The sequence below is a fragment of the Bacillus sp. JKS001846 genome (assembly GCF_900176455.1).
Taxonomy (GTDB): Bacteria; Bacillota; Bacilli; order Bacillales; family Bacillaceae_G; genus Bacillus_A; species Bacillus_A cereus.
Map to the genome: position 1 here is coordinate 3,004,522 of NZ_FWYG01000001.1, position 24,493 is coordinate 3,029,014.

Consider the following 24,493-nt stretch of genomic DNA (forward strand, 5'->3'; position numbering starts at 1 on the left):
TTTATCGGAAAAACCAACCACTTTGAATCTTTTAAATTAACGAAGGAGTTTTTTATATGACAACCGATAAAAAAGTGCCCAAATATCGGCAGATAATAGACTATATGAAAGAAAAAATTGAAAACGGAGAATGGCCAATTGGAAGTAAAATCCCTAGTCAGCGGCAGTTAGCAAAATTATTTCATGTAAATCGAAGTACTGTAATAACTGCGCTAGATGAACTTATGGCAGATGGTTTAATTCAAGGACAAATCGGAGCAGGAACAATTGTAACAAATAATACATGGTCATTATTAGCAACTAATCCCCCGCCTGATTGGAGTGAATATGTAAAGGCCGGTATTCATAAACCAAGTAAGTTAATGGTGCGAGAAATAAATGAAGCAGAAGCAAATAAAACGCTTATCCATCTTAGTAAAGGTGAACTTGCACCTCATCTTTTTCCGCTCGAAACTATGCAATCTATAATAAAAAACGTCAGTGAGGAATTAGATTATTTCGGATACGAAGAACAAAAAGGTTTTTATCCGTTACGTGAAGCAATAAGCAAATACGTAAAATCATTTGGAATACATGCATCACCGGGTTCTATATTAATAGTCTCGGGTGCACTCCAAGCATTACAATTAATATCAATTGGTCTTTTACATAGAAAATCAACTGTTTTACTTGAACAACCTTCTTACTTATATTCACTTCATGTTTTTCAATCAGCAAATATAAACTTATCCGGTATATCAATGGATCATCACGGTATTTTACCTAACGACTTGTTAAAACGAATTAAATATAGTCAAAAGAATAATATTTTATATTCAATCCCTTGTTTTCAAAATCCAACGGGGATATTGATGTCCAAAGAGCGAAGAAAAGAAATATTAAAAATATGTAAAAAAGAGCAGTTGCCTATCATCGAGGATGATATTTACCGAGAGTTATGGATTGATGAATCACCTCCAGCTCCTTTAAAGTCAATAGATAAACATGGACATGTATTATATATTGGTAGTCTCTCTAAAACACTTAGCCCTGGACTTAGAATTGGATGGATAATTGGACCAGAACCTGTTATTGATAGATTGTCAGATATAAAAATGCAAACAGACTATGGATCAAGCTCTTTATCTCAAAGAGTAGCTGCTGAATGGATAAATGAAGGTTTTTATGAAGAACATGTAGCAAACGTAAGAATGCACCTGAAAAAACGAAGACAAATAATGATACGAGCTTTAAATAAATATTGTGCAGATATTGCATCGTGGGATATTCCTAGTGGTGGAGTTTTTATATGGCTAAAGGTTGTACATAACATTCCGATGAAAAAACTATTTTCAGAGGCACTATCAAAAGGAATTCTTTTAAACCCGGGACGTATTTATGAAGAAGAATCAGATCAGTACATTCGTTTATCATATGGATATGCTTCTCCAGAACAAATGACTAACGGAATTAAATTGCTCAGTGAATTAATTCGGAAGTTAACGGCATAAAAAAATCCTCTTTTGTTTTTGGAGGATTTTTTTACGTATTTTATTTACCACAATTTCATTTCCTGCCCTAATAAAATAAGTTCTTCATAAGGATCTCCGTCAATATTTAATACTTGAGCAAAAGCAGGTTCTGTTTTTAAACCTTGTTCCTTTAAGTGAATAACTTCTTCCCTTATATGAGGATGCTGCATTAATAACATGTGCTCCACTATCATATGTCTATATGCATTTTGATTACGCACTGGCTTAGGTTGAGCAAATAATTCAAATTCAAAACCTTCGAATTCAAAATTCACCTTTATCGATTCAGTACCTTTCATTTTTTTCTTTTTTATGTTGAACCCTCTATAAGAACCATATAAAGATCTCATTTCTTGCTCAAAAACATCAAAGTTATATACTTCCATTACAATATCTAAGTCAGATTGAGGAGTATCAATTCTTATCGGGATTGTCCCGCAAAGAACGGGATTATATAAAGCTAAATCCTCCATAATATTTAGTTTGTTCAAAACATCATATACCTTTTGTTGCTTGTCATTCCCTGATTGTAAATATGTAATAGATGTAAACATGGAAGTCTCTCCTTCATTTCACGTAATACGTGTCTCACTAAACTCAAGAAAAATTTGTCCGTTTAAACTTGTTCTAGAAGTACCTTTATTTCAATATATTAAGGCGAATAAACAATATGTTTCAACTTTTCTCCTATACTGCAATACTATAAAAATAAAAAAAGGAGGAATTATTATGAGCATTTTCAACGTTCTTTTAGCCATCCACATATTATTTGGAACGATATGTTTAATCACCGGTATTGTAGCGATGGTTGCTCAAAAGAAGAAAGGAAAACATACGGAATGGGGTGAAATATATCATGCATCCTATGTTGTGATCACCGTTACTGCCATTATATTATCCGTTATAAACTGGGATAAAATCGCATATTTATTTTATGTAGCAATTTTCTCTTATTCATTTGCGATTTATGGATACCTCGCACGAAAAAAACGTTGGAAGAATTGGCTTCACCACCATATTAGAGGTATGTTAGGCTCTTATATCGGTGCTGTTACTGCACTTTTAGTAAATGTCGGTATTCATATTCCCTTAATTAATTTACTTCCGCCTATATGGTTTTGGTTTTTACCTACATTAATCGGTATTCCTCTCGTAGCCAGTGTATCAAAAAAATATAAAAAGCGTAGTTAAACTTCATTACATTTTCGTTACTTTCTGATGATTATTATGAAAAATCATACTCAATGTAATATTTTTTTTATAAATTCAAGATCGTATTGCTTTAAGTTAGTCACTTAGCGCTAAATAAGAAGAATCCAATAACAGTATTGGATTCTTTTTCAAATTTCATTTCAATATCGGCTTTATGCATTCAATGATGTTACCATTTGGACCAAAAACCATCTTTGTATACTTGTGGGTACTTGTTTTATTGGTTCAGTGATAATTACACCATTATAGTTTAAGATTGTAATAACGAATGTAAACGATCCGGGTAATTCGTAAACATCCCATCAACGCCCCATAAAAGTAACTTTTTCATATCTTTTTCATTATCTACAGTAAATGGATGAACTTCTAATCCGTGCTTCTTTATTCTCTTTACATAAGCGGAATCAATATATTTATAGTTCATCCCAAGACCGATGCAGTATGTTTTATACTTTTTTATCTCTAATTCAGTTAATTGAACTGACTTTTTGTAAGGTAGTAATTGTACTAGCGGTAAAGTAACATCTAAACTATGAATTTTTTGCAGACTTTCTTCACTAAATGATTGAATAATAACGTTATCACTTATTTCGTAGTGCTGTATAATTTCTAATAGCTTCTCTTCCATACCAGCGTATTCATCTGGTGATTTTGTTTCAATATAATAGTTTGCACCATTCCCGAACGTTTCAATAATTTCTTCTAGTGTTGGGACTTTAGCATCTTCAAAGTCTTTCTTTGCTAAACTTGGATGCTTTTCATTGAAAAAAGAACCTGCATTAAGTTTCTTTATTTCTTCTAATGTATGTTCCTTAACTAGACCCGTACCATTTGTAGTGCGGTTTACTGTTTCATCATGCATAGCTACTAAATGTCCGTCTTTTGTCATTTGAAGATCAATTTCTATATAATCTCCTTTTAATTGTTGTCCTAATTTATACGCTGCTATTGTATGTTCCGGCGCATACGCAGAAGCGCCTCTATGTGCAATGTTTTTTATATGATTTGCTTGATTAATAGCTTTCGTGTACTTACGTTCATCTACTTTATGTAAAACGAAAGTACCTAGTAATATAATGGTGCAAATGATTGTAATGATATATATCTTTTTCATAATGATGTATTAACTCCTACATGAAAGCAATTTGGATCGAATAATTTATTCAATTAAATGTCGATTTTCAAATACAGTCATTTGTCCAACAGATTGAAAACCAGCCTTTTTATAAATATTAATCCCATCAGGTGAAGCTTGTAATACGCATTGAGAAACTTTCAATTGTTTTGCTTCTTGCAGCAAGTAATTAAACATAGTGGAGCCAAATCCTTGCCCTCGCATTTTTTCTTTAGTTGCTATATCATAAATACCAATACTATCTTTTGTACATACTAATGAACCAACAGATACGACTTCATCTTTAAAAATCCCTAAATATAGTTTCATATTTTCACTATTCCATAAATCGAAAGAAGCAGTTTCATTATAAAATGTTTGCACATGTATACCTTCCTCTGATGTACCAAATAGATTAGCTAACGTTTCCCCAAACTTTTTAATTTGTCCTAACGAAGATGCTCTTTGTATCGTAAAACCTTCTGGCATTTTTATTGTTGGTTGAATTGTCTTTAAGTCTGCTACCATCGCAATATTTTGTTCTGCTTCTTTTAAGCCAAGTTTTATTAATTCGTTTTTTATAGCCTGTTCATAGCTATTATCCCAAAACCAAACACACATTGGAAACTTCTTTTTATTATAGTTGTTTATCACTTTATATAATTTCTCAATGTCTTCCGTTACATCATTGTTTAGTAAAGTAATGATATTAAATGTATCTGCAGGTAAACCACAATCTACAGCAATGTAGTCCTTCGTTTCTTTTACATTCATTCCATGTACATGACGCGCAATATATGACATTTTATATGTGAAGTTATCTATTAATAACTGTTTATAATTCATTCTTTTTTCTCCTTTCATAAAAATTCGTATTCAAATCGTTCAGTATTAAATATAACATATACGAAATGTAACTATTTCTATAAAAATATCTCTATAAATCACTCTATACGCTCTGAAAGAATTAAAAATGATATAACGTTGTCGGAATGAAAAAAGTGGTATATAATAAATATTAACATTACTAGTAATTATTTTAGGTATTCCTAGAATAAAGGAGCGATACATATGAAAATTACTATTTATTTCGGAAGTCATGAAGATCAAGATGTTCGTACTATGGACTGTCATTTAGATGTAGAAGATACAGAAGAGATTGTTTCTGTATCATAATATAAATTGTAGGGATGAACCCTCTTCCCTACAGCGTTTAAGGCACCCTTTACAGGTGTCTTTTTTGTTGTTTTTTTCGTCAAAAACCCTTTACTTTATAGCGTTTTAATAGTAAAATATAAATATACGAACAAACGTTCTTTTTATTTTAATTGTACATGAAGGGATGATTTTAACAATGGCTCCATTAAAGCGCAGAGGAAGAAAAAAGCAAGCACCTATTATTTCAAATACAGGCTTTATCGGCTCTGTCTTTATTGATACATTGGAGTTACAAAAGAAATCCTATTATTTCGCTCGTAAAAAACTTCAAATTGTTCATCACGTACTTGATGGCCTCTCTGGGGCAACAAGTTCTCTATTTAAAGAACATAACATTTCAGCATACATGTCATGTGTGTATTTACATAAACAAAAGAAAATCGGCTTTGTTCTTTCAACGAAACCATTTGAACAAAGTGATGGTATTGCTTATTTTGTAAATTATTTAATCGAAAAGAATTTTTACGGTAATGATGAAGAAGTAGAATATCAAGAAGTATTTAATACAGGTTTTATTGGTGTAGTATTCGCTGATTTATGTAGTATAGATCGCTTTAATTTCGAGTTTGAAATGGGTATGTTAACGAAATTAATGAAAGATATGATTATTCCGGTTAAAGAACTCTTTTTACGCCACAATGTACCGGCTTACATCTCCACTTCTCATTTAGAAGAACAAAACAAATTAGGTTTCGTTTTATCTGTAAAACCGTATGATGAACGTGCAGAAGCAGATTTATATTTTGAAGCGTATTTAAAAGAGCGCGGGTTATTTATTGGTGATGAAGAAGATGATATTGATAAGATTGTTATTAGAAAAACAGCTGAATTACGATAGAAAAGCGCAGGATGCTGATCCTGCGCTTTTTAAGTTACGTTAAACACTATAATCTTTTGAATGAATTTCTAAATTTAACTTATTTGCTAAAATTTTATTCAAAGTAAAAAATACAATACCTCCTGCAATGGGAAGCGTGTAGGCTGGAATGAAATTTAATAACAGTCCTGATATTGCAAGTGCTATTGGCTGCATTATTTTACCTAAGCTTAATCCAATACTAAGAACTCTTCCTCTATATTCTTCAGGAATCTCATTTTGCATGAAATACATTAAAGGAATATCAATTTGTGCTATCATAAATCCTAAAAAGAACATAATCATGCAATACGTAGTAACATATACCAAATTATTTACTACAATAGGTTTAAATAAAACAGGTATTCCTGAAACTATCATAAAAATTGCCAACATAAAACTTATTTTTTTCAATAGATAAGAATAAGAAAAACAATCAGTTATCTTTTTTACTAATATTGCACCAACTATCATACCTATCGGAAAAGCCCCTTGAATCATACCAAATTGCTTAGAATTAAGATTGAGAACTGTGTTAATAATGTATGGCAACGGAACGGTTACAGCAAAGCCTAAAAAGAAATTAAGAGAAATTAAAATACTAAAAGTATTTTTTAAGCTTTTCCGCTCCAATAAGTAAGAGTATCCCTCCTTTATATCTTCAATAAAATTAATTTCTCTAATTGACCATTCCTCATTTATGTTTTGCTCGCACAATTTAAAGTTTATAAACAATATGGATATAGCCGAAAGGATAAATGAAATACCGTTAATAATGATAAAAGTTTTTATATCCAAGATTGCAAAAACAATGCACCCTAACATAGGCCCTAAAATTAAAGATATAGAATCGATAATTTTACTTATAGAATTAATACTCATTAACCGTTCTTTAGTAACCATATTCGGTTTTACGGCCTCTAATCCTATTCCAAAAAACGTTGTAAATACTGTCATAAGAAGGGTAGTAGTATAAATAATGAATAAGTTTAATCCATAATAGTTGCTTAATATATAAACAGTTATTAATAAGCACCCGCTTAATACATCCATGCAAACGACGAGTTTCTTTTTATCAACCTTATCAGCAATGACACCGGCAAATGGATTCATAACAATCATTGGAATCGTTCCTAATATGAGCGTAATCGCAAAATGTAACGCAGATCCGGTTATTTGTAAAACATACAATCCTAATGCAAAACTATAAATTGAGCTACCGAATAGTGATACTGTTTTTGCAATTGAATATAAACAAATATTTCTTAGTTCTTGGTTTCTTTTTTTATTTTCTATATGTAATCGTAAACTTCCCATCACTTTTCCCCCACTTTTCTTTGTATTACATAAAGTGTAAATTCTCGGGTTAACCCAATATCAATACACTGTGTTTAAAAATTACTACAAAGAAATGAAAAAAGATGGGGTTAACCCTGTGCACATCAACTGAAGATATTAGTGCCTCCTACAACGATAAAAAATAAAATGATTAATAAGATCACATGTACAAATGCAAATTTTTTATTGAAATCTAAAAAATAATATGGTATCTTCTATTACGTTGATTAATTACATATGAGAATCATGTATAACTCCAAGAATATGGCTTGGGGGTCTCTACCAGGAACCAACAACTCCTGACTACAAAATGCGTCTTTTAGCGTTTGTAGTCAGGAGTTTTTTTGTTCTACGGTAAATAATGCAGAGAAGGGAATATAAAAAATGAATTTCAAAGTATTTATATTAGCTTTAGCAACGATAGCGGTAGGTCTTGTAGAACTTATCGTTGGAGGAATATTGCCAGACATCGCTAAAGATTTTAATGTTTCATTAAGTTCTGCTGGTCAATTAATTACAATTTTCGCCTTTACTTATGCAATAGCAGGTCCTGTATTATTGATTTTCACAAGTAAAGTGGAAAGAAAAAAATTATATATTATTTCACTTTACATTTTTCTAATTGGTAATCTACTTACTTATTTTAGTCCGAACTTTACTTTTATGATGATAGCAAGAATTTTAACTGCTATGAGTACTGCTTTAGTTGTAGTACTTTCCCTAACAATTGCAGCTAAAATTGTTAATCCCGCTTATCGAGCAAAAGCATTAGGATTAATTTATATGGGTATTAGCTCTTCACTTGTACTAGGAGTACCACTAGGCATATTAATTGCAAACACATTTGGCTGGAGAATTATTTTTTTATGTATAGCTATTTTATCATTGGGGTCTATTATCTTAATTTCAGTATTTTTAGATAAAATACCTGGAGAGGAAAACCGAACTCCTTTATCTATCCAATTAAAGGCCGTTTGTAGTCTTAAACTAGGATCTGCCCATCTAGCTACCATGTTTATGTTAGCAGGACACTATACTCTATATGCTTATTTTACTCCTTTTTTAGAAAATAAGTTTCACCTAAGCCCTTATTGGATTAGCATATTTTATTTAGTGTTTGGTATAGCTGCAGTAAGTGGCGGTGCGTTTGGCGGTGTATTATCAGATAAAATAGGCGCTCAAAAAAGTATTTTGATAGTTATTACTCTATTTGCTCTAATCTTATTTATATTACCGTTTACTGCAGTTTCTATTATCCTATTTATTCCTGTTATGATAGTTTGGGCTGCATTGAGTTGGGGGCTTGCACCACCTCAACAAAGTTATTTAATCCAAACTGCCCCGGATACGTCAGATATACAGCAAAGTTTTAATAATTCAGCCCTACAAATAGGAATTTCACTCGGCTCTGCAGTTGGAGGTATAGCTTTAAAACAAGTACATAATGTCGCCAATATGGCCTGGGTTGGTGGATCTTTAGTTTTATTATCTTTAGGTTTGGCTATCTTTTCTCTTACTAGACATACACCGACAAGAGACTGTCCAGTGAGTGCTAAATATGTAGATTAACATTCTCCTTTTCTTTAAATCACAAAAAGTATAAATCAACATAAAAAGTCCAGTTTTATAACCGGACTTTTTATGTTGAGGTTAACCCCATCTTTTTCCTAAAAATGAATATGTATAAATTTCTTCACCTTGAACAAAGAAATCCTCGTACTTTCCGCCTTGTTTCAAATAATTTGAAGTACTTTCATCAATCGATTGAAACTGTAGATTTTGGATTTCTTTCGTTACTTTTACAGATGTAAAATTCTCTCTGAGTCTAGGTGAAATTTGGCTATTTATACTAAATTTATTAAATAAAATAAACGAACTTAATAAATAACTATTGTGTTTAAAAAGAGAATTTAATTCGCACAATAAGAACTCCTCATGTTCAAAACTATAATTACTTGTACCTGATTGATCAATTACAATATCAATAGAATAATTCTGAATAGGTATGTTTAGAAAATCGGCACAGATAAATACAATATTTCTTTTCACATTTCTTCTCTCAATTACATCTTTTAAAAGTAAAAGTTTATTCAAATCTCGATCAACAGCAATATATAAACACTCTTCCGGTAGTTCTTCATAAATATTTCGTAAAAAGAATCCAATACCAGACCCTAAATCAAGTAGTATTTTTTCATTTAAATCTAATTGCATTAGTTTCTTTTTCGCCCATTCTCCTCCTCTTTGAACATTTTCCAAAAAAGCAGTATCAGTTTCATGAATATAATCCGAAATAGAATCTTCAAGTGATTTCTTTTCATACGCTTTCACTGAGTTACCAGCTGTTAAAACCCCTGAAATAATCGTGTATTCTTCACCACAATTACAAATTAACTTTCCCTCAATAATTTGATTCTTATTAATAATGCCATCTTCAAGAATTAAATTTCCGTTACACTTAACACATTTAAATAAATGAAGTACTTTTAAATCTATCCCTAAAATTGAACTCGAAATTTCAGTTTCTATAGATAAATTATGTAACGCTTCCTTTAATTTGCATTTTCGTTCCTCTAAAGTTTTTATTTCTTGTTCAATCTTTTCATATTTTACTTTAAATAAAGATTGATAAAAATTATCCTTTTCATAGCCTAAGGATTTCCCTAAATTTTTATAAAGAAACAGTTCTTTAATTTCATACAAGCTAAATCCTAGCCATTTGTACTCTAATATAAGTTCTATATCCTTTTGACAATACTCGTCAAAAAAATAGTGACTTCCTTTTTTCTCGGGAATAACGAGTCCGAGGTCCATATAATGTCTAATCGTATCTACACTTACATTATTTACTTCTGCAAACTTACTGATTTTCATCCTAATCACTACCATTTATATATTTGTTTATACATACTTCTTTATTATTTTAAAAAATCCTTTCATCTCCCTATACAAAATTATTTATGCTATGAAAAAGATGTAATTAATTTTAAAGTTCCGCCACATCCCCATTAAGCTAAGCTTATATAAGTTTAACTACTCCTTTTGTAATCTTGAATTTAAAAAAGAGTAGCAAGTAGTACGTTTATGTTTATATATCTAAAAAACTGTGAGTTCATGGATGAATTTAAAACTGCGGCGTAAGTACTGCAGTTTCTTCCTTTTTCATTGAGTTGAAATATGTAAAGTTACGTACTTTAACTGTAGCGGACTTGTACTACGCGTTCATATTAATTTTATAGACGTTTAAGGATTTTGTTTTATGGGAAGTATTCTTGCTGTGAAATTAGGATTGTAAATATAGATGAACGTGATTCAAATCAAAAAAAGGTACTCCTAGAAGTACCTTTTTTACTATTCTATATGTGCGAACGCTTTCAAAATTATTGGATATAAATCGATGTACGCATTGTATTAAATGGTGCATTTATAGATGTCTTTTGGTACTCAAAAGTTCCTTGTTGGTGTCCAGAAGCATCCCATTTATAATACCAGCCAACGATTGGTCTTCCGCCAATTATAGTGGAATCAATACTTTTTACATTAGAACCATTCATTTTAGCAAATGGGTTTTGGCCATAGCCCATTTCTTTCGTTGTAATATATAAATATTTTCCCCCGTGGTTACGCGATGTGCTGAAGCTGTTCTGATTAATTGTTTCTACCCCGCCTAGCTCAGACTCTACTTGTACGACGTTTAGTGAAGTAAGTGGTGCTGCTGGTCCAGCTGAAGCTTCTGTTGCCATCCCTAATCCGACGAACGCTGTGATTGCTAACGACGAAATCCCTAGTGCTGCTTTTTTTAACATAAAAACATCCCCTTCCATCTATTGTTTTCTCTTTCATTGTCAATATAATCCTAATAATCTTATATGTAAATAGATTGTAACTGCAGAAATAATAGAAAGAATATTCTGATTTATTAACATTGAAAAATATGACTTCAACTTTTTTCGTTAAAGATAGTCATCAATCTCTAACTACCTAATGACCTCAAATAAACGCTATTCAAGCCATTTTAAGAGGTACAAAAGACCTTATAGTATATAAGGTCTTTCCCGACACTCTGAAAAAACCCGTGAATCATTCACGGGTTTTACTTTAATAACTGATTGCTATTGTACCTTCACCTGCATGAACTGCAAATGAAATTGGTAATGGATATAATTTGAAATCCATTTCAGGGAATGCTTGTCTAATATCTGCAATCCATTCTTCAGCTCCAGCTTTATCGTTAGCATGGAACATGTGAAGTACTTTTGGTAATTCTTTTTCAAGTTCATTTTTAATATATTCTCGACATTTTTGGATTTTACGAACTTTCTTTTCAAGTAAAAGCTCTCCACCTTTTACTTCTAATATTAAGTTAACACTTAATAAACTTCCAAGTAAAAATTGCATGCCCTTTACACGGCCACTTGCATATAGACCTTTTAAACTCTTTGGGAATACATGAAAAGGTCTTCTTTTTTCATCTACTAATGTTTTGTGTATATCTTGTAAAGTCATACCATCATTGTATAACGATTTCGCTTTTCTAATTAGTTCATCCATTGGATAACTTGTTGTTTCACTGTCTAATACCGTTAATGGAAAACCTGCCATTTCTGCAGCTAACTTCATATTTTGATAGGTTCCACTTACTTTTCCGCTAATAGCAACTGCAAATCCTTCTTCATATTCTTCTTTGCATTTCGTAAATAACTCTACCATTTCCCCAATATTAGGTTGTGAAGTAGTGACTGTTTTACCTTCGTTTAACGCATTATAAACCCTTTCACGTACACCTTCTTCACAATCTTTGTACGAAATTCCATCAATAATAACTTCGATTGGGATAACAAAGTTATCTCCTTCTGTTTTAAAATTCGCAGTTGTACTATCAGTAATCCAAGCAACACGCTTCATGTTGTTCCTCCCTTAATTCAATTCCTCTTTTCTAATTTTTCTATATATTTATGTTATGAAAAGAGAATATCCCTGTAATAGTAACAGGACTTTATTGTTTTGGCTATAGTAGATGTATATTAAATGTGACTATTTCTTGTCTATTTCACAAATAAAAAAGAAAATCAAGGAATTTGCTCGATTTTCTTGTTATCATATACTATTTAAAAGTTTCATTATCTAAAATTACAACATAATCATTCGTTAATCGGCCAGCTTCTTTTGTATAACTAACAAGCCTTTGTATATTATCACAGCAAATTTTTGCTCCCCATACGAGTAACGGTACGCCAATAAAATCGATATGGAACCTTCTAGAAAACAGCCCACCGAAAGTCATTGGTAAAGGTACGGTTGGTGATGTATTAGAAAAAATAATCTTTTCATGACTTTGATAATGTTTTTGCAAGATTTCTCCTAAATGCTTCATCGCTGGTACAACAACTTTTGATGCGCCGCATCCAATCGTATATACAGGATGACCATGTTCATCTATGCCATGAAAAATAATTTTTCCCATATCTTCTGTTTTCAATTTATTAAAGTAATCTACATTCAAAATTTCTTCTTTCGTTAACTTGCGATCCGTTGGTAATTTATTTAAATGATACGCTGCAGCTAGTGAGGTAGTATGTGTTCCACCAAAATCTGTGTAAATGTATATCATATTATCATCCCTTGTTGTAAAAGTTCAATGTTAATTAGTATTACCGTTCTTAGCAATGTTAAACAAGGGATGAATGTATTTACGCTTTTTGTGTTAATTCATTATATTTTTTCCAAATATAATAACGTCTACTAATCACAGTGCCTAATGTAATACATAAAAAGGCATTTGTTACAACCATTAATGTCTGGTGCGTACTACCCGAAAACATACTTTGTTTAATCATAATTTTTGCTCCTAAAATAACAAGAAGGATTATTGTACTTACCCAATTTCCTTTTCGTAGTACATGACCTGTTTCACTATCTAATCGAAATGTTAAAGCTCTTCCCCGTATAATCCCAAGACATAAGCCAATTCCAAGCATTACAACAAACAGTAGTCCTTGCAGCAAAGTTATTTGTCCCATATGAATAATGGATTGAACTGTTACAAAACACAACAAAGCCGGAATGAGCCAAATACGGTTTATTTTCACTTTTCGTTCTTTACTTTGCATCAAAACAATAATAAGAATAACAAGCAAAATATCCATTTAGAATCCTCCTATAAACTTGTTTATCTTTAAAGATTATATTCTCCTCTTTTCATTCCATACTTGAAATACGATAGCTACTTTCAAGTGTAAGATGGAAAATGTGATTTCTCATCAGCCTTAAGCATTATTTATAAAAATAAAAAGACGTACTTTTTACTCGTACGCCTTTAATAACTCGTTTAAACTCCTATTTATCAACTAATTCCACACCTTTAGAATTAGCTTTACCCAACAATCGAATGTTAAATTTATTAATAGCTTTTAAAAAGATAATATAAATACAATACCCAACAATAGAACCTATAACATTACAGATCACATCATCAATATCAGTAATACGTCCCACTCCACTAAATAAAGACTCAATTAATTGTAGCAATTCAATACTAGCTGATATAGAAAATCCTAATAAAATTGTATTTTTGAATTTCTTATATTTATCCCATAGGATTGGTGCTAAAAATCCTAAAGGCATTAATAATAAAATATTCCCGCCTACATTTCTTACAATTAGACCAATCATAAATAGACTATCTCCATCATAAGCACTACCAATTTGATTGATGTCTTTAATAATTGATGCAAATGGTATTATATTGACCGAGCGATTCAGATTTTCAATATTAAAAGGAAAACCGATTGGTAAAGGGAATAAAGTTACTGCAACAACCATACAAATGTAGATCACAAATAAAAAACTTATTATTTCTTTCCACCAAATTACATGTTTTGTATTTTTGGTACCAATTAATATTCCACGTACAATTAAATAACAAATAACTCCTAAAATAATAAACACACTACCGTTAATCATATACAAATTGTTAACACATCCTTTCATATGAATTAATAATAAAAATTTACAACTATATAGTAATGTTTTCTAATTTAAAAATCCATATAATTATATATAATTGTACAGAATTACAAAAAACCCTTATTTAATAAATAAAGGGTTCCTCGTTAACTAAAATATTTTTCAAAACAGAAACAATCATGAACCCGTTTAAATTATTTTCGTATCTCTTCTTTTAAATCCATATAATTAAAAAGCTCTTTCTATTTCTGTCATTAATTTTTCAGGTCCTGCCCCTTTATTCGACGTAATAACTAAAGTTATTCCTAATTCTGGATATATAGCCGAGCGAAAACTGACGCCTGGATCATATCCCATTACATGATATTTGAATACCTTGTTTTCTCGTGTTTCAATCCATATTCCATAGCCGTAGGACTGTTTATCATTTACTTGAATGTGAGGAGTTAAAAGTAATTTTGTATACTTGTTTGTATCGTATTGTTTATACATTCACTTTGGTTTGCGTAACCCAAAGCTTTTTCATAGACTAAGTCTTTTTCTTTTTTTACTAAAACTACTCCAGAGAAATCTATTTTCTTTTGTATTTCTTTTACAATTTTATCAATTTCATCTTTTGTTTTTATCACGACAACGACCCTTATCTTTCGGTATTGTTCTTTCCCCTTATTGATTTTTCCATATAAAGGGGAAAGAACCCTTTTATTAAATACGATAAATTGTTAATGAGAACACAAAGTTCATTTCGAATTTATCCCGCTATTTGTGGACAGTAAGACCCCCATCTCAAAATTCAGCGAAAGCAAAGAAGTTAAGTGGGGACCCTGCTGCCCGTAAAAGCTCGATTGGTGAGGGCTGATAATCAGTGGGGGGATGCCCCCTGATTAAAGTTTCACTTTATTGATTCAGTAGAATACAACTTAGATTGTGATGGGAATAAAGTAAACACACACAAGACGATAGTAATAAATAACATGATCAATGAACCTACAATAACTACAAGTTGTATAGAAATGAACTGAGTCGCAACACCAGATAATATTGTAACAAAGATTGTTACTATCGCAATAACAAGTCCATATATACTCCCGATCCGTCCCATCATATGAACAGGGATATTATTTTGGTAAAATGTATAAAATCCTGTATTTGCATATGCCATTGAAAAAGATAAAATAAAGAATCCAATAACAGCTATTAAAAATACATTTGAAAAAGCATAAATTAAATAACCAATTGCAATAAATAATGATCCTATTCCAATTAGAAGTGAAGGTGCTAATTTCTTTGACAAAATTGTATTTGTTATGGCACCTAAAATAAATCCTGCACCAGCTATACTAACTAGAAAACCATATTCACTATCTGTTAGTAGTAATACCTCTTTCGCAAACGATAGTTCAAGTGAATCAGTAGCGGTTGCTAATACGAACATACTTTGAAATAAGAAGTACACGCATACGACATACACATGTTTTCTACTAAAATTTATAACAGTGTTCCAATCTTTTTTTAATACTGTAAGAGATAATGTATTACTTGTTGTATCCGAAGCTTCTTTCTTATCAAGATTAGGTAAAAGTAATGTAATGAATCCTGATAAGAGAAATGCTATAGCATTTATATATATAGCAATCTCTGGTGTACTCGCAATTAATAAAACCCCTGCTATCGCTGGACCAATTAAAAATGCACCAGATCCTATTAAACTACGTAATGAGTTGAAACGTTGTCTTTGTTCTACTGGAATTAATTTCGTCATATACGTCATAGCAGTTGGCTCATAAATTGCACTGGCCATACTTATAAAGAATACAAATACATAAACAATCCAAATTGACGGAAGTAAAGGTAAAATAGCGATAAATAACGCACGATATATATCGAGGTGAATCATTAACTTCCGTTTATTTAAACGATCAATCATACTCCCAGACCAAGCGTTTGTAAATAAAGTGGCTAATGGTTTTATTACATATAAAGCAGCAACAGCTAAGGCTGATCCACCCATATTATAGACAAGTACATTCAGTGCTATTAAGTAAATCCATGCCCCTAAATTCGCAATACCAACACCGGACAGTAGTAATAAAGGATATTTCCAATCTTTAAGAAAGTTTTTCATTTTTGGCCTCCGCTTTCCAAATTGTTTTAAAACAATAAAAAAATCCCACCCCCAAGACTTTTAATCTTAGGGACGAGATTTATCATCGCGGTGCCACCCTAGTTTGTTAATATGTCACCATATTAACCTTATCAGGTACTGCATTCTAACTCATGCTTATACCATAGCTCTATAACGGGAGCTCCCGTCACACCATCCCCTAATAATAGGTTCCGATGCGCTGCTCAGAGGCTTGGTTCAATAAAGAATTTTTACTCCTTTTCAGCTAAATGGAGCTCTCTGTAAAAAATTCATTTTATTTACTCTTCTCTTCACTGCATTTGATTTTTTCCATATTATCACAATTATTTTTAACTGTAAATAAAAAATAATCAGATATTTAATAACGTGTCTCTATTAATTCATTTATTTATTTATTGTTTTTTCTGAAAATTACGGTGCGTGAAATTACTTACAGCTCTAAAGAAAGAGCCATTTGCATCTAGCTCCTTCCAAATACCTGAATTAATTCGTATTCGCCTCTGTTAACGGTTGTAACGGCGGTTCTAATTCTAGTTCTAGTGTATCTCCTTCATGTAAATCTTGTCCTTTTTCAATACTTTGGCTCGTTACATAACCTGTACCAGAAGTTTTCAAATCTAATTTCAAAAGCTTAGAGAAATACATAACATCACGCATGGACCAACCTTTTACATTTGGCATTTGTACGTTATTCCCTAATAAAAATATACGATCACCTTCACTCATTACCTCGCCAGACTGTGGATATTGTTTTATTATTTTTCCTTCTCCTAAAATTACCGGCTGTAGCTTCTCTTTTTCTACACTTTTCTCTGCTGTACCCATCGACTGATTTACATAATTTTGTACTTTTAATTGAGATTGTTTCGCTGCATCAGCTATTTGTTTTTCGGTATACGGTTTCACCTTTAAATATTCAAGGCTGTTTTTTATAACAGGTTTAAATATTTCAGCAAGAGGCTGAGCTCCATACTCATCTCCTTTTAACTTTGGCTGCTTAATAGCTAAGTATACGATTAACTCCGGATCATCAATTGGAGCCATTCCTAAAAAGGAGAAAATGTAATTCTCTTTCCCTTCCATATATCGGCCGTTTTCAGGATTCGGGATTTGTGCTGTTCCTGTCTTACCTCCAATTGGATAACCATCCACTTTATACATTGTACCAGTTCCTTTTGAAGATGTTATAACACGCTCCATTAAGCTTCTAACCTTGTCCGCTGTTACTTTTTTTATCGGATTCCCAATTTCTTTCGGTTGATTTTCCATAATAACTTCTTTGTTTGTTGGATTTACAACTTTATCAACAATATATGGCTGCATCATTTTCCCGTCATTTGCGATAGCAGTAGCCGCTTGGATTAATTGAATCGGAGTTACTGTAGAACCTTGACCGAAAGAAGTTGTAACCTGTTGAATTTGCGTATTTAATAATAAAGTATTTTTACTTTCTCCAGGTAAATCTATTCCTGTTTTTTGATTGAATCCAAATTTATTCATATATTGCTTAAATTTATTTGGTTTCAGTAACTGATCTTCTAAAATAGAAAAAGCTACGTTTGATGATCTTTCAAAACCTTCATCAAATGTAATTGATCCCCATCCAAATCCACCATTATGATCTTTTATATCAGAGGAACCAACGGAATATTTTCCAGATTGAAAATATTCTTTTCCGTTATATACACCTTCATTAATGGCAGCTGCTAACGTAAAAACTTTCATAGTTGAACCTGGTTCATATGCATTTGCAATCGGATCATTTAAAAAGTATTCGATATCACCTACATTAGGATTGTAACTAGGTTTACTCGCCATCGCTAAAACCTTTCCTGTTTTTGGATCAGCAATAATGCCAATTAACATCGAAGGATCATAATGCTCTTGTGCTTTGTTCATCGCTTCTTCTAAAAAGCTATTAATTTGTTTATCAAGCGTTAAATACACATTATTCCCATTTTTAGCAGGTTCTACTTTACCTATATCATTTGTAAGCGGAATCCCCCTTCGTGTACCCACATATTCTATATTCCCGTTTGTCGAGCGCAAATATTTATCCAAACTCTTTTCAAGCCCAAACTTCCCTTCCGTATTCCCTTTATCATCTGGTCTAGCAAAACCCAGTATATAGGATGCAAAGTCTTCATTCGGATACACTCTTGCTTTTTCCGACATAAAAGATACACCTGGTATTTTTAAATCATTAATTTTTTCCTTCTTTTCCCTAGATAAGTTCCGACCAATTTTCCCAATTTCAACTTGCGTACGCCCTTCATGAAAGTTTTTTAATACTTCTTCTTTATCAATTTCAAGCGCATCGGCTAATTGTTGTGCGGTTTCATCTTTATTTTTCACTTTATCTTTTCCTTTTAAATTAACAACAACTCGATATGTTGTAGAATCTTGTACTAACACCTTTCCGGTTTGGTCATAGATAGTACCACGATTCGCTTCTAAAATACCTTTTTTATTATGTTGTTCATCCGCTAGATCCTTTACATTTACATTATGCACGACTCCTACTGCCTGAATATAGACTATACGCAAAATCATAATAAGAAACAAAACAATAAAAGCAATCATCATATATCGAGCGCCTTTATTCGTTTGAAGTTTTTGCATACTTATCTCCTCTCTTTTGGAATGGATTCGTACGAAGATGCGTTTTATAATTTGTAGTTTTTGTTTACGATACTATATGTTTCGAAGTTTTCTTTTTAATTCCTTTAAAACAATACGAAACTAACTATTGTTATTTTTTGTTTTTGTTTTATTTCATTAAAATACGGTGCGTGAAATTTCTGAATATTAACTTCACCAAAACTTGATTGCATAGCACTCTAAACTCTTTTCTTATTTACTATAAAAAGTTCCCATCTGGATTTCCAAATGGGAACTTTTTATAAGAAAATTATGCGATATGGTTATATTTTGCTAAGAAAGGAATTCGTCTCGCTACTAATGCATACATTTTGAATACAAATTTCGCTATTGGTTCAAACATACGTGTACTTTGCATTACTAAACCGCTCGTAACAAGTGTTAAGAATGCTGCACCAAGTATATCTAAAGGATAATGAACACCTACGTACATACGTGATATACCGACTAACACAGCCCATAATAGCGCGATATATTTCAGTTTTTCTCCTCTAAGAATAAATACGAAAGCAATTGAAAATACAAGTACAGAATGATCACTAACGAATGATGAATCCGCTGCGTGTGGTACTAATTGGTGTACATCATGTGATACAAACGGACGCGGATGGTAATATACTGCGTGTATAAGAACATTTACTAAGAATGCAATAATAACCGAAAGCGTCGTATATAAAACTGTATATTGTTTTCTAATTGCGTTCTCTTTCTTTCCATTATTAAACCATAAGATAAGCATAAATAAAATGGCTACGTATGCAGCGCTATTTGTAATAGCAACCATTATCGTATCTAATAGTTTGGATGAATCAGCAAAATTATTAAACCACTGAAATACTGTGTAATTCATAATACTCTCTCCCTACTTACAAGTGTTCTTGATTTACACAGTATACAATACCATTATGAAAATGGGCTTAAACTTTTCTCATCTAATTCTCATTTTACTATTACTCATGTGACAATTATAAAACAAATTTTATACGCTATTTATGTATAAAGTTCGTAAACCTTTATAATAAGGCGATTCGTTTTTTTTTCATGTTTGGAATACATAACATATTCATTTAAATATACTAATTGCAAAATCATATTTTTTAATTCATTTGAAGTACAATATTTCCAAATTGTTCTCCATGTTCCATACGGCTTAGTGCTCGAATTGCTTCTTCTAACGAGTAAACTTTGTCAATAATTGGTTTAATTTGATATTTTTCTATAAACTTTATCATCTCATTAAATTCCTCACGGCTACCCATGGATGTTCCCATAATATCAATTTGATTGTAAAATAGCGCGCGTAATGGTAATTCAATTTTATCTCCTGAGCTTGCACCAAAATTCACGATTCTTCCGTTTGGTTTTAATACATCAAAATATTTCAAAAAAGTTGCTGGACCTATACTATCTATTATTAAATCTACTTTTTCACCTTGTAAGCCCTCTTCCCAATTTCCAGCACTATGAAAAGAAATATCTGCACCATATTTTGCAGCAAGTTCCCTTTTATTCTCTACCCTTGAAGTAACACTCACTTTTGCGCCAATTGCTTTCGCGAATAACATGGCAAATGTAGCAACACCACCGCCTATTCCCGGAATTAAAACGTGTTCGCCGCACTTCAATCTCCCTTTTGTAAAAAGCGCTCTATATGCAGTTAATGCGGATAAAGATAAAACACCTGATTCTTCCCAAGTAAGATATGACGGCCTTTCTACTACATTTTCAGCTGGTACAATTACATATTCAGCAAACGTTCCATCTTTCGGTCCACCTAGCACTTCCGGTAACTCCGGTACTTCAGTAGCATGTTCCCATCCAATACTAGGATTAATAATAACTTCTGTATGTAATATGTTATCAGAAACACCGTTTCCAATTTCCGTAACAATACCTGCACCATCTGATCCTAAGATTAAAGGTAATTGCATTTCTTTTCTATTATTCATAATAAATAAATCCCGATGATTTAAGCCTGCTGATTTTAATTTCACTTTAACTTCCCCATCATTAAGTGCTCTCTCAGGTGATATTTTATATTCTACACCGTCAAACCCAGTTTTATATTGATGTACGATAGCTTTCATTATTATTCCCCCTTAATAATTTTAATGTACTAGAAATTTCGAAATAAACAAAATGATTTGATCGTAAAAAAAGAAGGAATGCAAGAAGCACCCCTTCTTTGAAGGCTTATTTTATTATACATGGTAATGTAATCGTAACGATTGTTCCTTCATTTTCTTTACTCTCTATTTTAATAGCTCCGTTATATTTTTCTACAAGTCGTTTTGCAATAGACAAACCTAGTCCGTTTCCACCTTGTTTTCGACTTCTCGCTTTGTCAACTCGGTAAAACCGATTAAGAACAAATGGTAAATCGGATTCAGGTATTCCCGCTCCATGATCTATTACACGAATTGTAACTTTCCCTGATTGTAAACTGGATTTTATGCAAATATATTTATTAACCTCTTTTGTATGCTTAACTGCATTATCCATTATGATAATAATAATTTGTTCTAAGTAAGATGATGGCATTGACACATAAGCCTCGTCATCCCCGAATTTCATATCAAATTGAAAATCACTTTGGAGTACTACAAAGTTTTGTGTAACATGTTTTAATACGCTATTTACATGAACTGGCTCAGCTGCTATTGGATGCAATTGTTCAGATTCAGCTCTTGATAGTTCTAGCAATTCTGAAACTAATTTATTTAAACGATCTACTTCCTTTAAACTAGATTGAAGAGATTTATCTAATACTGCTGGATCATTTTTCCCCCATCGGTTTAACATCGCTAAGTGACCATGAATAATTGTTAACGGTGTTCTTAGTTCATGAGATGCGTCTTCGACAAACTGTTTCTGTTGTGTAAAAGAAGTTTCTACTTCATCCATCATCTCGTTAAAGAGAAATGATAATTTTGCAAGCTCATCATTATTTTCTCGTACTGGAACCCGTTCATTTAGTCCATTCTTTTTAATACGTTTCATCGTATCTGTTATATTTTGAACACTTGATAATAGTTTCTTCGTTATAAGAATCCCACCTAAAAAACTAAATATCAATCCAAATATTCCAGCAATAAGCATTACCACTAAAATAACTTTTAATAAATAATCAAATGTCTCTAGGTTTTTCGTAAGTTCAATAGTTCCAGTAAACTCTTTCGTTTTAATTGGTATGCGCTTAACTAATATTCGATCTTCTAAATGCCTTTTTATAAATGACTCATCTTTTATAACCTGTTTCGGCTTTATCCACGTTTCATTAAAATCTCGTGAAACAGTAATAATCGGCTCCCCATCCATGTCAATAATACGAATCATTTGATGCTTATCAATCATATTGTTTAGAAAATCTTTACTGTTTTTAAATGTTTTACTCGAAAGGGTATCATTTTTATCTTGGAAATATGCCGCTATTTCCGTAACTTGCCTATTTATTTGTTTCTGTTCATAATCTATAGTCCACTTATTAATTACAATAAACTGCAAAGCACTATATAAGATGAATAAAATAAATACTAGTGTAGTGGACCAAAGTGTTAGTTTCCACTTTATAGGTAGATTTCGAATTCGAAACATAATATTTTTTATCATTTCATTATATATCCCGCACCACGCACTGTTTGGATATACTCCTCCTTATCTACACTATGTAACTTGTTTCGCAAATAACGAACATATACATCAACAATATTTGTCTCAACAATTGCATCATATCCCCATACTTGATCCAGTAAAACATCACGAGTAAGTACGCGATTAATATTTTTCATAAACATAAGCAATAACTCGAATTCTTTATTTGTAAGTTCAATTTCTTCATTTCCTTTAGTTATAGTTCGAGATTCAATCTGAAGCTGCAAATCTTTGAATGTAAGAAATGAAACCTGCTTGTTTTCAATATGTTCTTCTCTTCTAAATATCACTCTCATACGTGCTAACAGTTCTTCAATTGCAAATGGTTTCGGAAGATAATCATCCGCTCCACTATCTAAACCTGTCACACGGTCCATAATACTATCACGAGCAGTCAGCATAATAATAGGTGTATTTTTAGTCGCTCTTAGTCGACGACATACCTCTAGTCCATTTAATCCAGGCAGCATTAAATCAAGCAAAATGAGATCGTAATTCTTTTCAAGTGCTGCGCTTAACCCTTTTCTTCCATCTAGTTGTATATCTACTTTATACCCTTCATATTTTAGTTCTAATTCTAGAAAATCTGCTAAACTTTCCTCATCCTCAATAATTAAAATGTGTTGCAACGATAGTTCCTCCTAGACAATTAAATGAATAAATAATCCTATTCCAAATATAATTACAATGATTTGATGCACTTTTCTATACATCATAAATTTTTCTTTTTTATTTACTTGCTGTAAAGAAAACCCAAAAACCCCTAGTACAATTAAGGCTAATAGAGAAAATATACCACTGTATATGAGTAAAATATGACGACTCCCTTTTATAAAAAAGTAAACACCATGAGTAATTGCAACAGCTATTATAGCGTATCCAATTAATACATGAAACTTTTTTGCAAATAGATACACTTCTTTAACTTTTTTAAACCCTTGTATATTTTTCTTCTTTAAAAACACCCATATATGGCGTAAAAACCATAATGAAGCAGCGATAATAGCCCCATATTCACCAAAAGAGCCTAATTTTTTATTTAACCATTTTACATTCAGAACATTGCCGTACATAACATTAATAAATAGCATCTCTACACTACAAATAATAATAGTAATACCTATAATTTTAACACACACATGGAAATATTTATTTCTTAATATCTTCTCCATTTTATTTAATCTCCTTACTAATAAAGGCTTTGTAACAAGCAGTCTATCAAATAAAAAAGAAAATAAAATGAGAGAAAGATTAAAATAAAATGAGAATTTCAATATCACTGACAACTATTATTGATTTTTTTCAGCTAACTTTATTATGTTTTGAATAAACGGCGCTTTTGCCTTTGTATATGAAACACGATCAAAAGCATATGTAATAGCAAGCCTCTCTTTTAATTCTCTATATTCTTTACGTGCCCATTTATGGCTTATTAGAAAGTTGCGAAATAAAATATTGTTTCTCCACTCGTCACTATTATAAATATAAACATGCAAATGATGAGTACCTGCTCTCCATTTTCCCTTTCTAAAAAAACGCCAATTGGTTGCATCTTTTGGAACATACTCATATCCAATTTCCGATAGAACTTCAATCCAGTTTTCAGTAATTTGTAAGTCTGTTACGCCAATCATCATATCAATAAGAGGTTTAGCTCCTAATCCTTCTACTGCTGTGCTCCCTATATGTTCAACAGCGATTATTCCTTGTCCTAACAAGGAACAGAATTTCTCTTCTTCTTTTATATACTCTTCAACCCAGTCTTTTTGATACGGTTTAATAACAATTTGTTGGTCCATTGTACTCACCTCTCTATAAGT

The 24,493-nt window shown here is 31.7% G+C and carries 22 protein-coding genes, 2 pseudogenes, 1 riboswitch and 1 other annotated feature; of the genes and pseudogenes, 4 read left to right on the forward strand and 20 right to left on the reverse strand.

Annotated elements, in window-relative coordinates; translation table 11 throughout:
* Positions 1-56: 56 nt before the first annotated feature.
* A complete protein-coding gene (locus tag B9A45_RS16225; RefSeq protein ID WP_000205600.1) occupies positions 57-1,490 on the forward strand; it encodes an efflux pump transcription regulator NorG in 1,434 nt (477 codons plus the stop codon).
* 44 nt (positions 1,491-1,534) lie between these two features.
* Here B9A45_RS16225 and B9A45_RS16230 read toward each other — a convergent pair whose 3' ends face one another.
* Positions 1,535-2,065, reverse strand: a complete 531-nt coding sequence (locus tag B9A45_RS16230; RefSeq protein ID WP_000495176.1) for a DUF4269 domain-containing protein — start codon at positions 2,063-2,065, stop codon at positions 1,535-1,537.
* A gap of 175 nt (positions 2,066-2,240) precedes the next feature.
* On the opposite strand from B9A45_RS16230, the gene B9A45_RS16235 reads away from it, so the two are divergent.
* A complete protein-coding gene (locus B9A45_RS16235; protein ID WP_000021774.1) occupies positions 2,241-2,702 on the forward strand; it encodes a DUF2306 domain-containing protein in 462 nt (153 codons plus the stop codon).
* 271 nt (positions 2,703-2,973) lie between these two features.
* Here B9A45_RS16235 and B9A45_RS16240 read toward each other — a convergent pair whose 3' ends face one another.
* Together B9A45_RS16240 and B9A45_RS16245 are read right to left on the reverse strand one after the other, a co-directional pair.
* Entirely contained in the window at positions 2,974-3,837 is an 864-nt protein-coding gene (locus B9A45_RS16240; RefSeq protein WP_000725523.1) for a glycerophosphodiester phosphodiesterase, read from the reverse strand.
* Positions 3,838-3,882: 45 nt separating this feature from the next.
* On the reverse strand, positions 3,883-4,683 hold the full coding sequence (locus tag B9A45_RS16245) for a GNAT family N-acetyltransferase (protein ID WP_084064250.1): 801 nt from the start codon (positions 4,681-4,683) through the stop codon (positions 3,883-3,885).
* A gap of 496 nt (positions 4,684-5,179) precedes the next feature.
* Here B9A45_RS16245 and B9A45_RS16255 point away from each other — a divergent pair, with 496 nt between their 5' ends.
* Positions 5,180-5,893, forward strand: a complete 714-nt coding sequence (locus B9A45_RS16255) for a hypothetical protein (RefSeq protein ID WP_058839778.1) — start codon at positions 5,180-5,182, stop codon at positions 5,891-5,893.
* A 39-nt stretch (positions 5,894-5,932) separates the two neighbouring features.
* On the opposite strand, the gene B9A45_RS16260 is transcribed toward B9A45_RS16255, so the two are convergent.
* On the reverse strand, positions 5,933-7,228 hold the full coding sequence (locus B9A45_RS16260; protein ID WP_084064251.1) for an MFS transporter: 1,296 nt from the start codon (positions 7,226-7,228) through the stop codon (positions 5,933-5,935).
* 247 nt (positions 7,229-7,475) lie between these two features.
* Positions 7,476-7,575, forward strand: a riboswitch (purine riboswitch).
* 58 nt (positions 7,576-7,633) lie between these two features.
* Between B9A45_RS16260 and B9A45_RS16265 the strand changes: the two genes are divergently transcribed.
* Complete coding sequence (locus B9A45_RS16265; RefSeq protein ID WP_084064252.1) at positions 7,634-8,818, forward strand: MFS transporter; 1,185 nt, start codon at positions 7,634-7,636, stop codon at positions 8,816-8,818.
* Positions 8,819-8,899: 81 nt separating this feature from the next.
* Here the strand turns inward: B9A45_RS16265 and B9A45_RS16270 are convergent, their stop codons facing one another.
* From B9A45_RS16270 to B9A45_RS16350, 16 genes and pseudogenes are all read right to left on the reverse strand, one after another.
* Positions 8,900-10,123 (reverse strand): MerR family transcriptional regulator, encoded by a 1,224-nt coding sequence (locus B9A45_RS16270; protein ID WP_084064253.1) that lies wholly within the window; start codon positions 10,121-10,123, stop codon positions 8,900-8,902.
* Between the two features lie 506 nt (positions 10,124-10,629).
* On the reverse strand, positions 10,630-11,055 hold the full coding sequence (locus B9A45_RS16275; protein ID WP_015382392.1) for a DUF4879 domain-containing protein: 426 nt from the start codon (positions 11,053-11,055) through the stop codon (positions 10,630-10,632).
* Between the two features lie 292 nt (positions 11,056-11,347).
* The gene (locus B9A45_RS16280) at positions 11,348-12,154 is read right to left on the reverse strand and encodes a DegV family protein (protein ID WP_000831921.1); all 807 of its coding nucleotides are present in this window, start codon (positions 12,152-12,154) and stop codon (positions 11,348-11,350) included.
* 199 nt (positions 12,155-12,353) lie between these two features.
* Complete coding sequence (locus B9A45_RS16285) at positions 12,354-12,860, reverse strand: DUF3189 family protein (RefSeq protein ID WP_000639421.1); 507 nt, start codon at positions 12,858-12,860, stop codon at positions 12,354-12,356.
* 79 nt (positions 12,861-12,939) lie between these two features.
* Entirely contained in the window at positions 12,940-13,395 is a 456-nt protein-coding gene (locus B9A45_RS16290) for a DUF1453 family protein (protein WP_000353706.1), read from the reverse strand.
* Positions 13,396-13,585: 190 nt separating this feature from the next.
* Positions 13,586-14,218 carry a VanZ family protein gene (locus tag B9A45_RS16295; protein ID WP_142263069.1) on the reverse strand — a complete coding sequence of 211 codons (633 nt, stop codon included), beginning with the start codon at positions 14,216-14,218 and terminating at the stop codon, positions 13,586-13,588.
* A 143-nt stretch (positions 14,219-14,361) separates the two neighbouring features.
* Positions 14,362-14,430: pseudogene (locus B9A45_RS33225) on the reverse strand (GNAT family N-acetyltransferase); the annotation flags it as partial.
* A gap of 13 nt (positions 14,431-14,443) precedes the next feature.
* Positions 14,444-14,844, reverse strand: a pseudogene (locus B9A45_RS16305) (hypothetical protein).
* 263 nt (positions 14,845-15,107) lie between these two features.
* The gene (locus B9A45_RS16315; protein ID WP_084064254.1) at positions 15,108-16,340 is read right to left on the reverse strand and encodes an MFS transporter; all 1,233 of its coding nucleotides are present in this window, start codon (positions 16,338-16,340) and stop codon (positions 15,108-15,110) included.
* 65 nt (positions 16,341-16,405) lie between these two features.
* Positions 16,406-16,664 (reverse strand) — a binding site (T-box leader).
* A 180-nt stretch (positions 16,665-16,844) separates the two neighbouring features.
* Positions 16,845-18,983: a penicillin-binding protein gene (locus B9A45_RS16320; protein WP_084064255.1), complete on the reverse strand. Its 2,139-nt coding sequence runs from the start codon at positions 18,981-18,983 to the stop codon at positions 16,845-16,847.
* Positions 18,984-19,272: 289 nt separating this feature from the next.
* Complete coding sequence (locus B9A45_RS16325) at positions 19,273-19,872, reverse strand: undecaprenyl-diphosphatase (protein WP_016110078.1); 600 nt, start codon at positions 19,870-19,872, stop codon at positions 19,273-19,275.
* 247 nt (positions 19,873-20,119) lie between these two features.
* Entirely contained in the window at positions 20,120-21,109 is a 990-nt protein-coding gene (locus B9A45_RS16330; RefSeq protein WP_000644549.1) for a zinc-binding dehydrogenase, read from the reverse strand.
* A 106-nt stretch (positions 21,110-21,215) separates the two neighbouring features.
* Positions 21,216-22,631, reverse strand: a complete 1,416-nt coding sequence (locus B9A45_RS16335; RefSeq protein WP_084064256.1) for a HAMP domain-containing sensor histidine kinase — start codon at positions 22,629-22,631, stop codon at positions 21,216-21,218.
* Complete coding sequence (locus tag B9A45_RS16340; RefSeq protein WP_001163828.1) at positions 22,628-23,302, reverse strand: response regulator transcription factor; 675 nt, start codon at positions 23,300-23,302, stop codon at positions 22,628-22,630. The genes B9A45_RS16335 and B9A45_RS16340 overlap by 4 nt, the downstream gene beginning before the upstream one ends.
* A gap of 12 nt (positions 23,303-23,314) precedes the next feature.
* Positions 23,315-23,845, reverse strand: coding sequence for a hypothetical protein (locus tag B9A45_RS16345; protein WP_053513024.1), 531 nt, complete (start codon positions 23,843-23,845; stop codon positions 23,315-23,317).
* Positions 23,846-23,962: 117 nt separating this feature from the next.
* Entirely contained in the window at positions 23,963-24,472 is a 510-nt protein-coding gene (locus B9A45_RS16350) for a GrpB family protein (RefSeq protein WP_084064257.1), read from the reverse strand.
* Positions 24,473-24,493 lie beyond the last annotated feature (21 nt).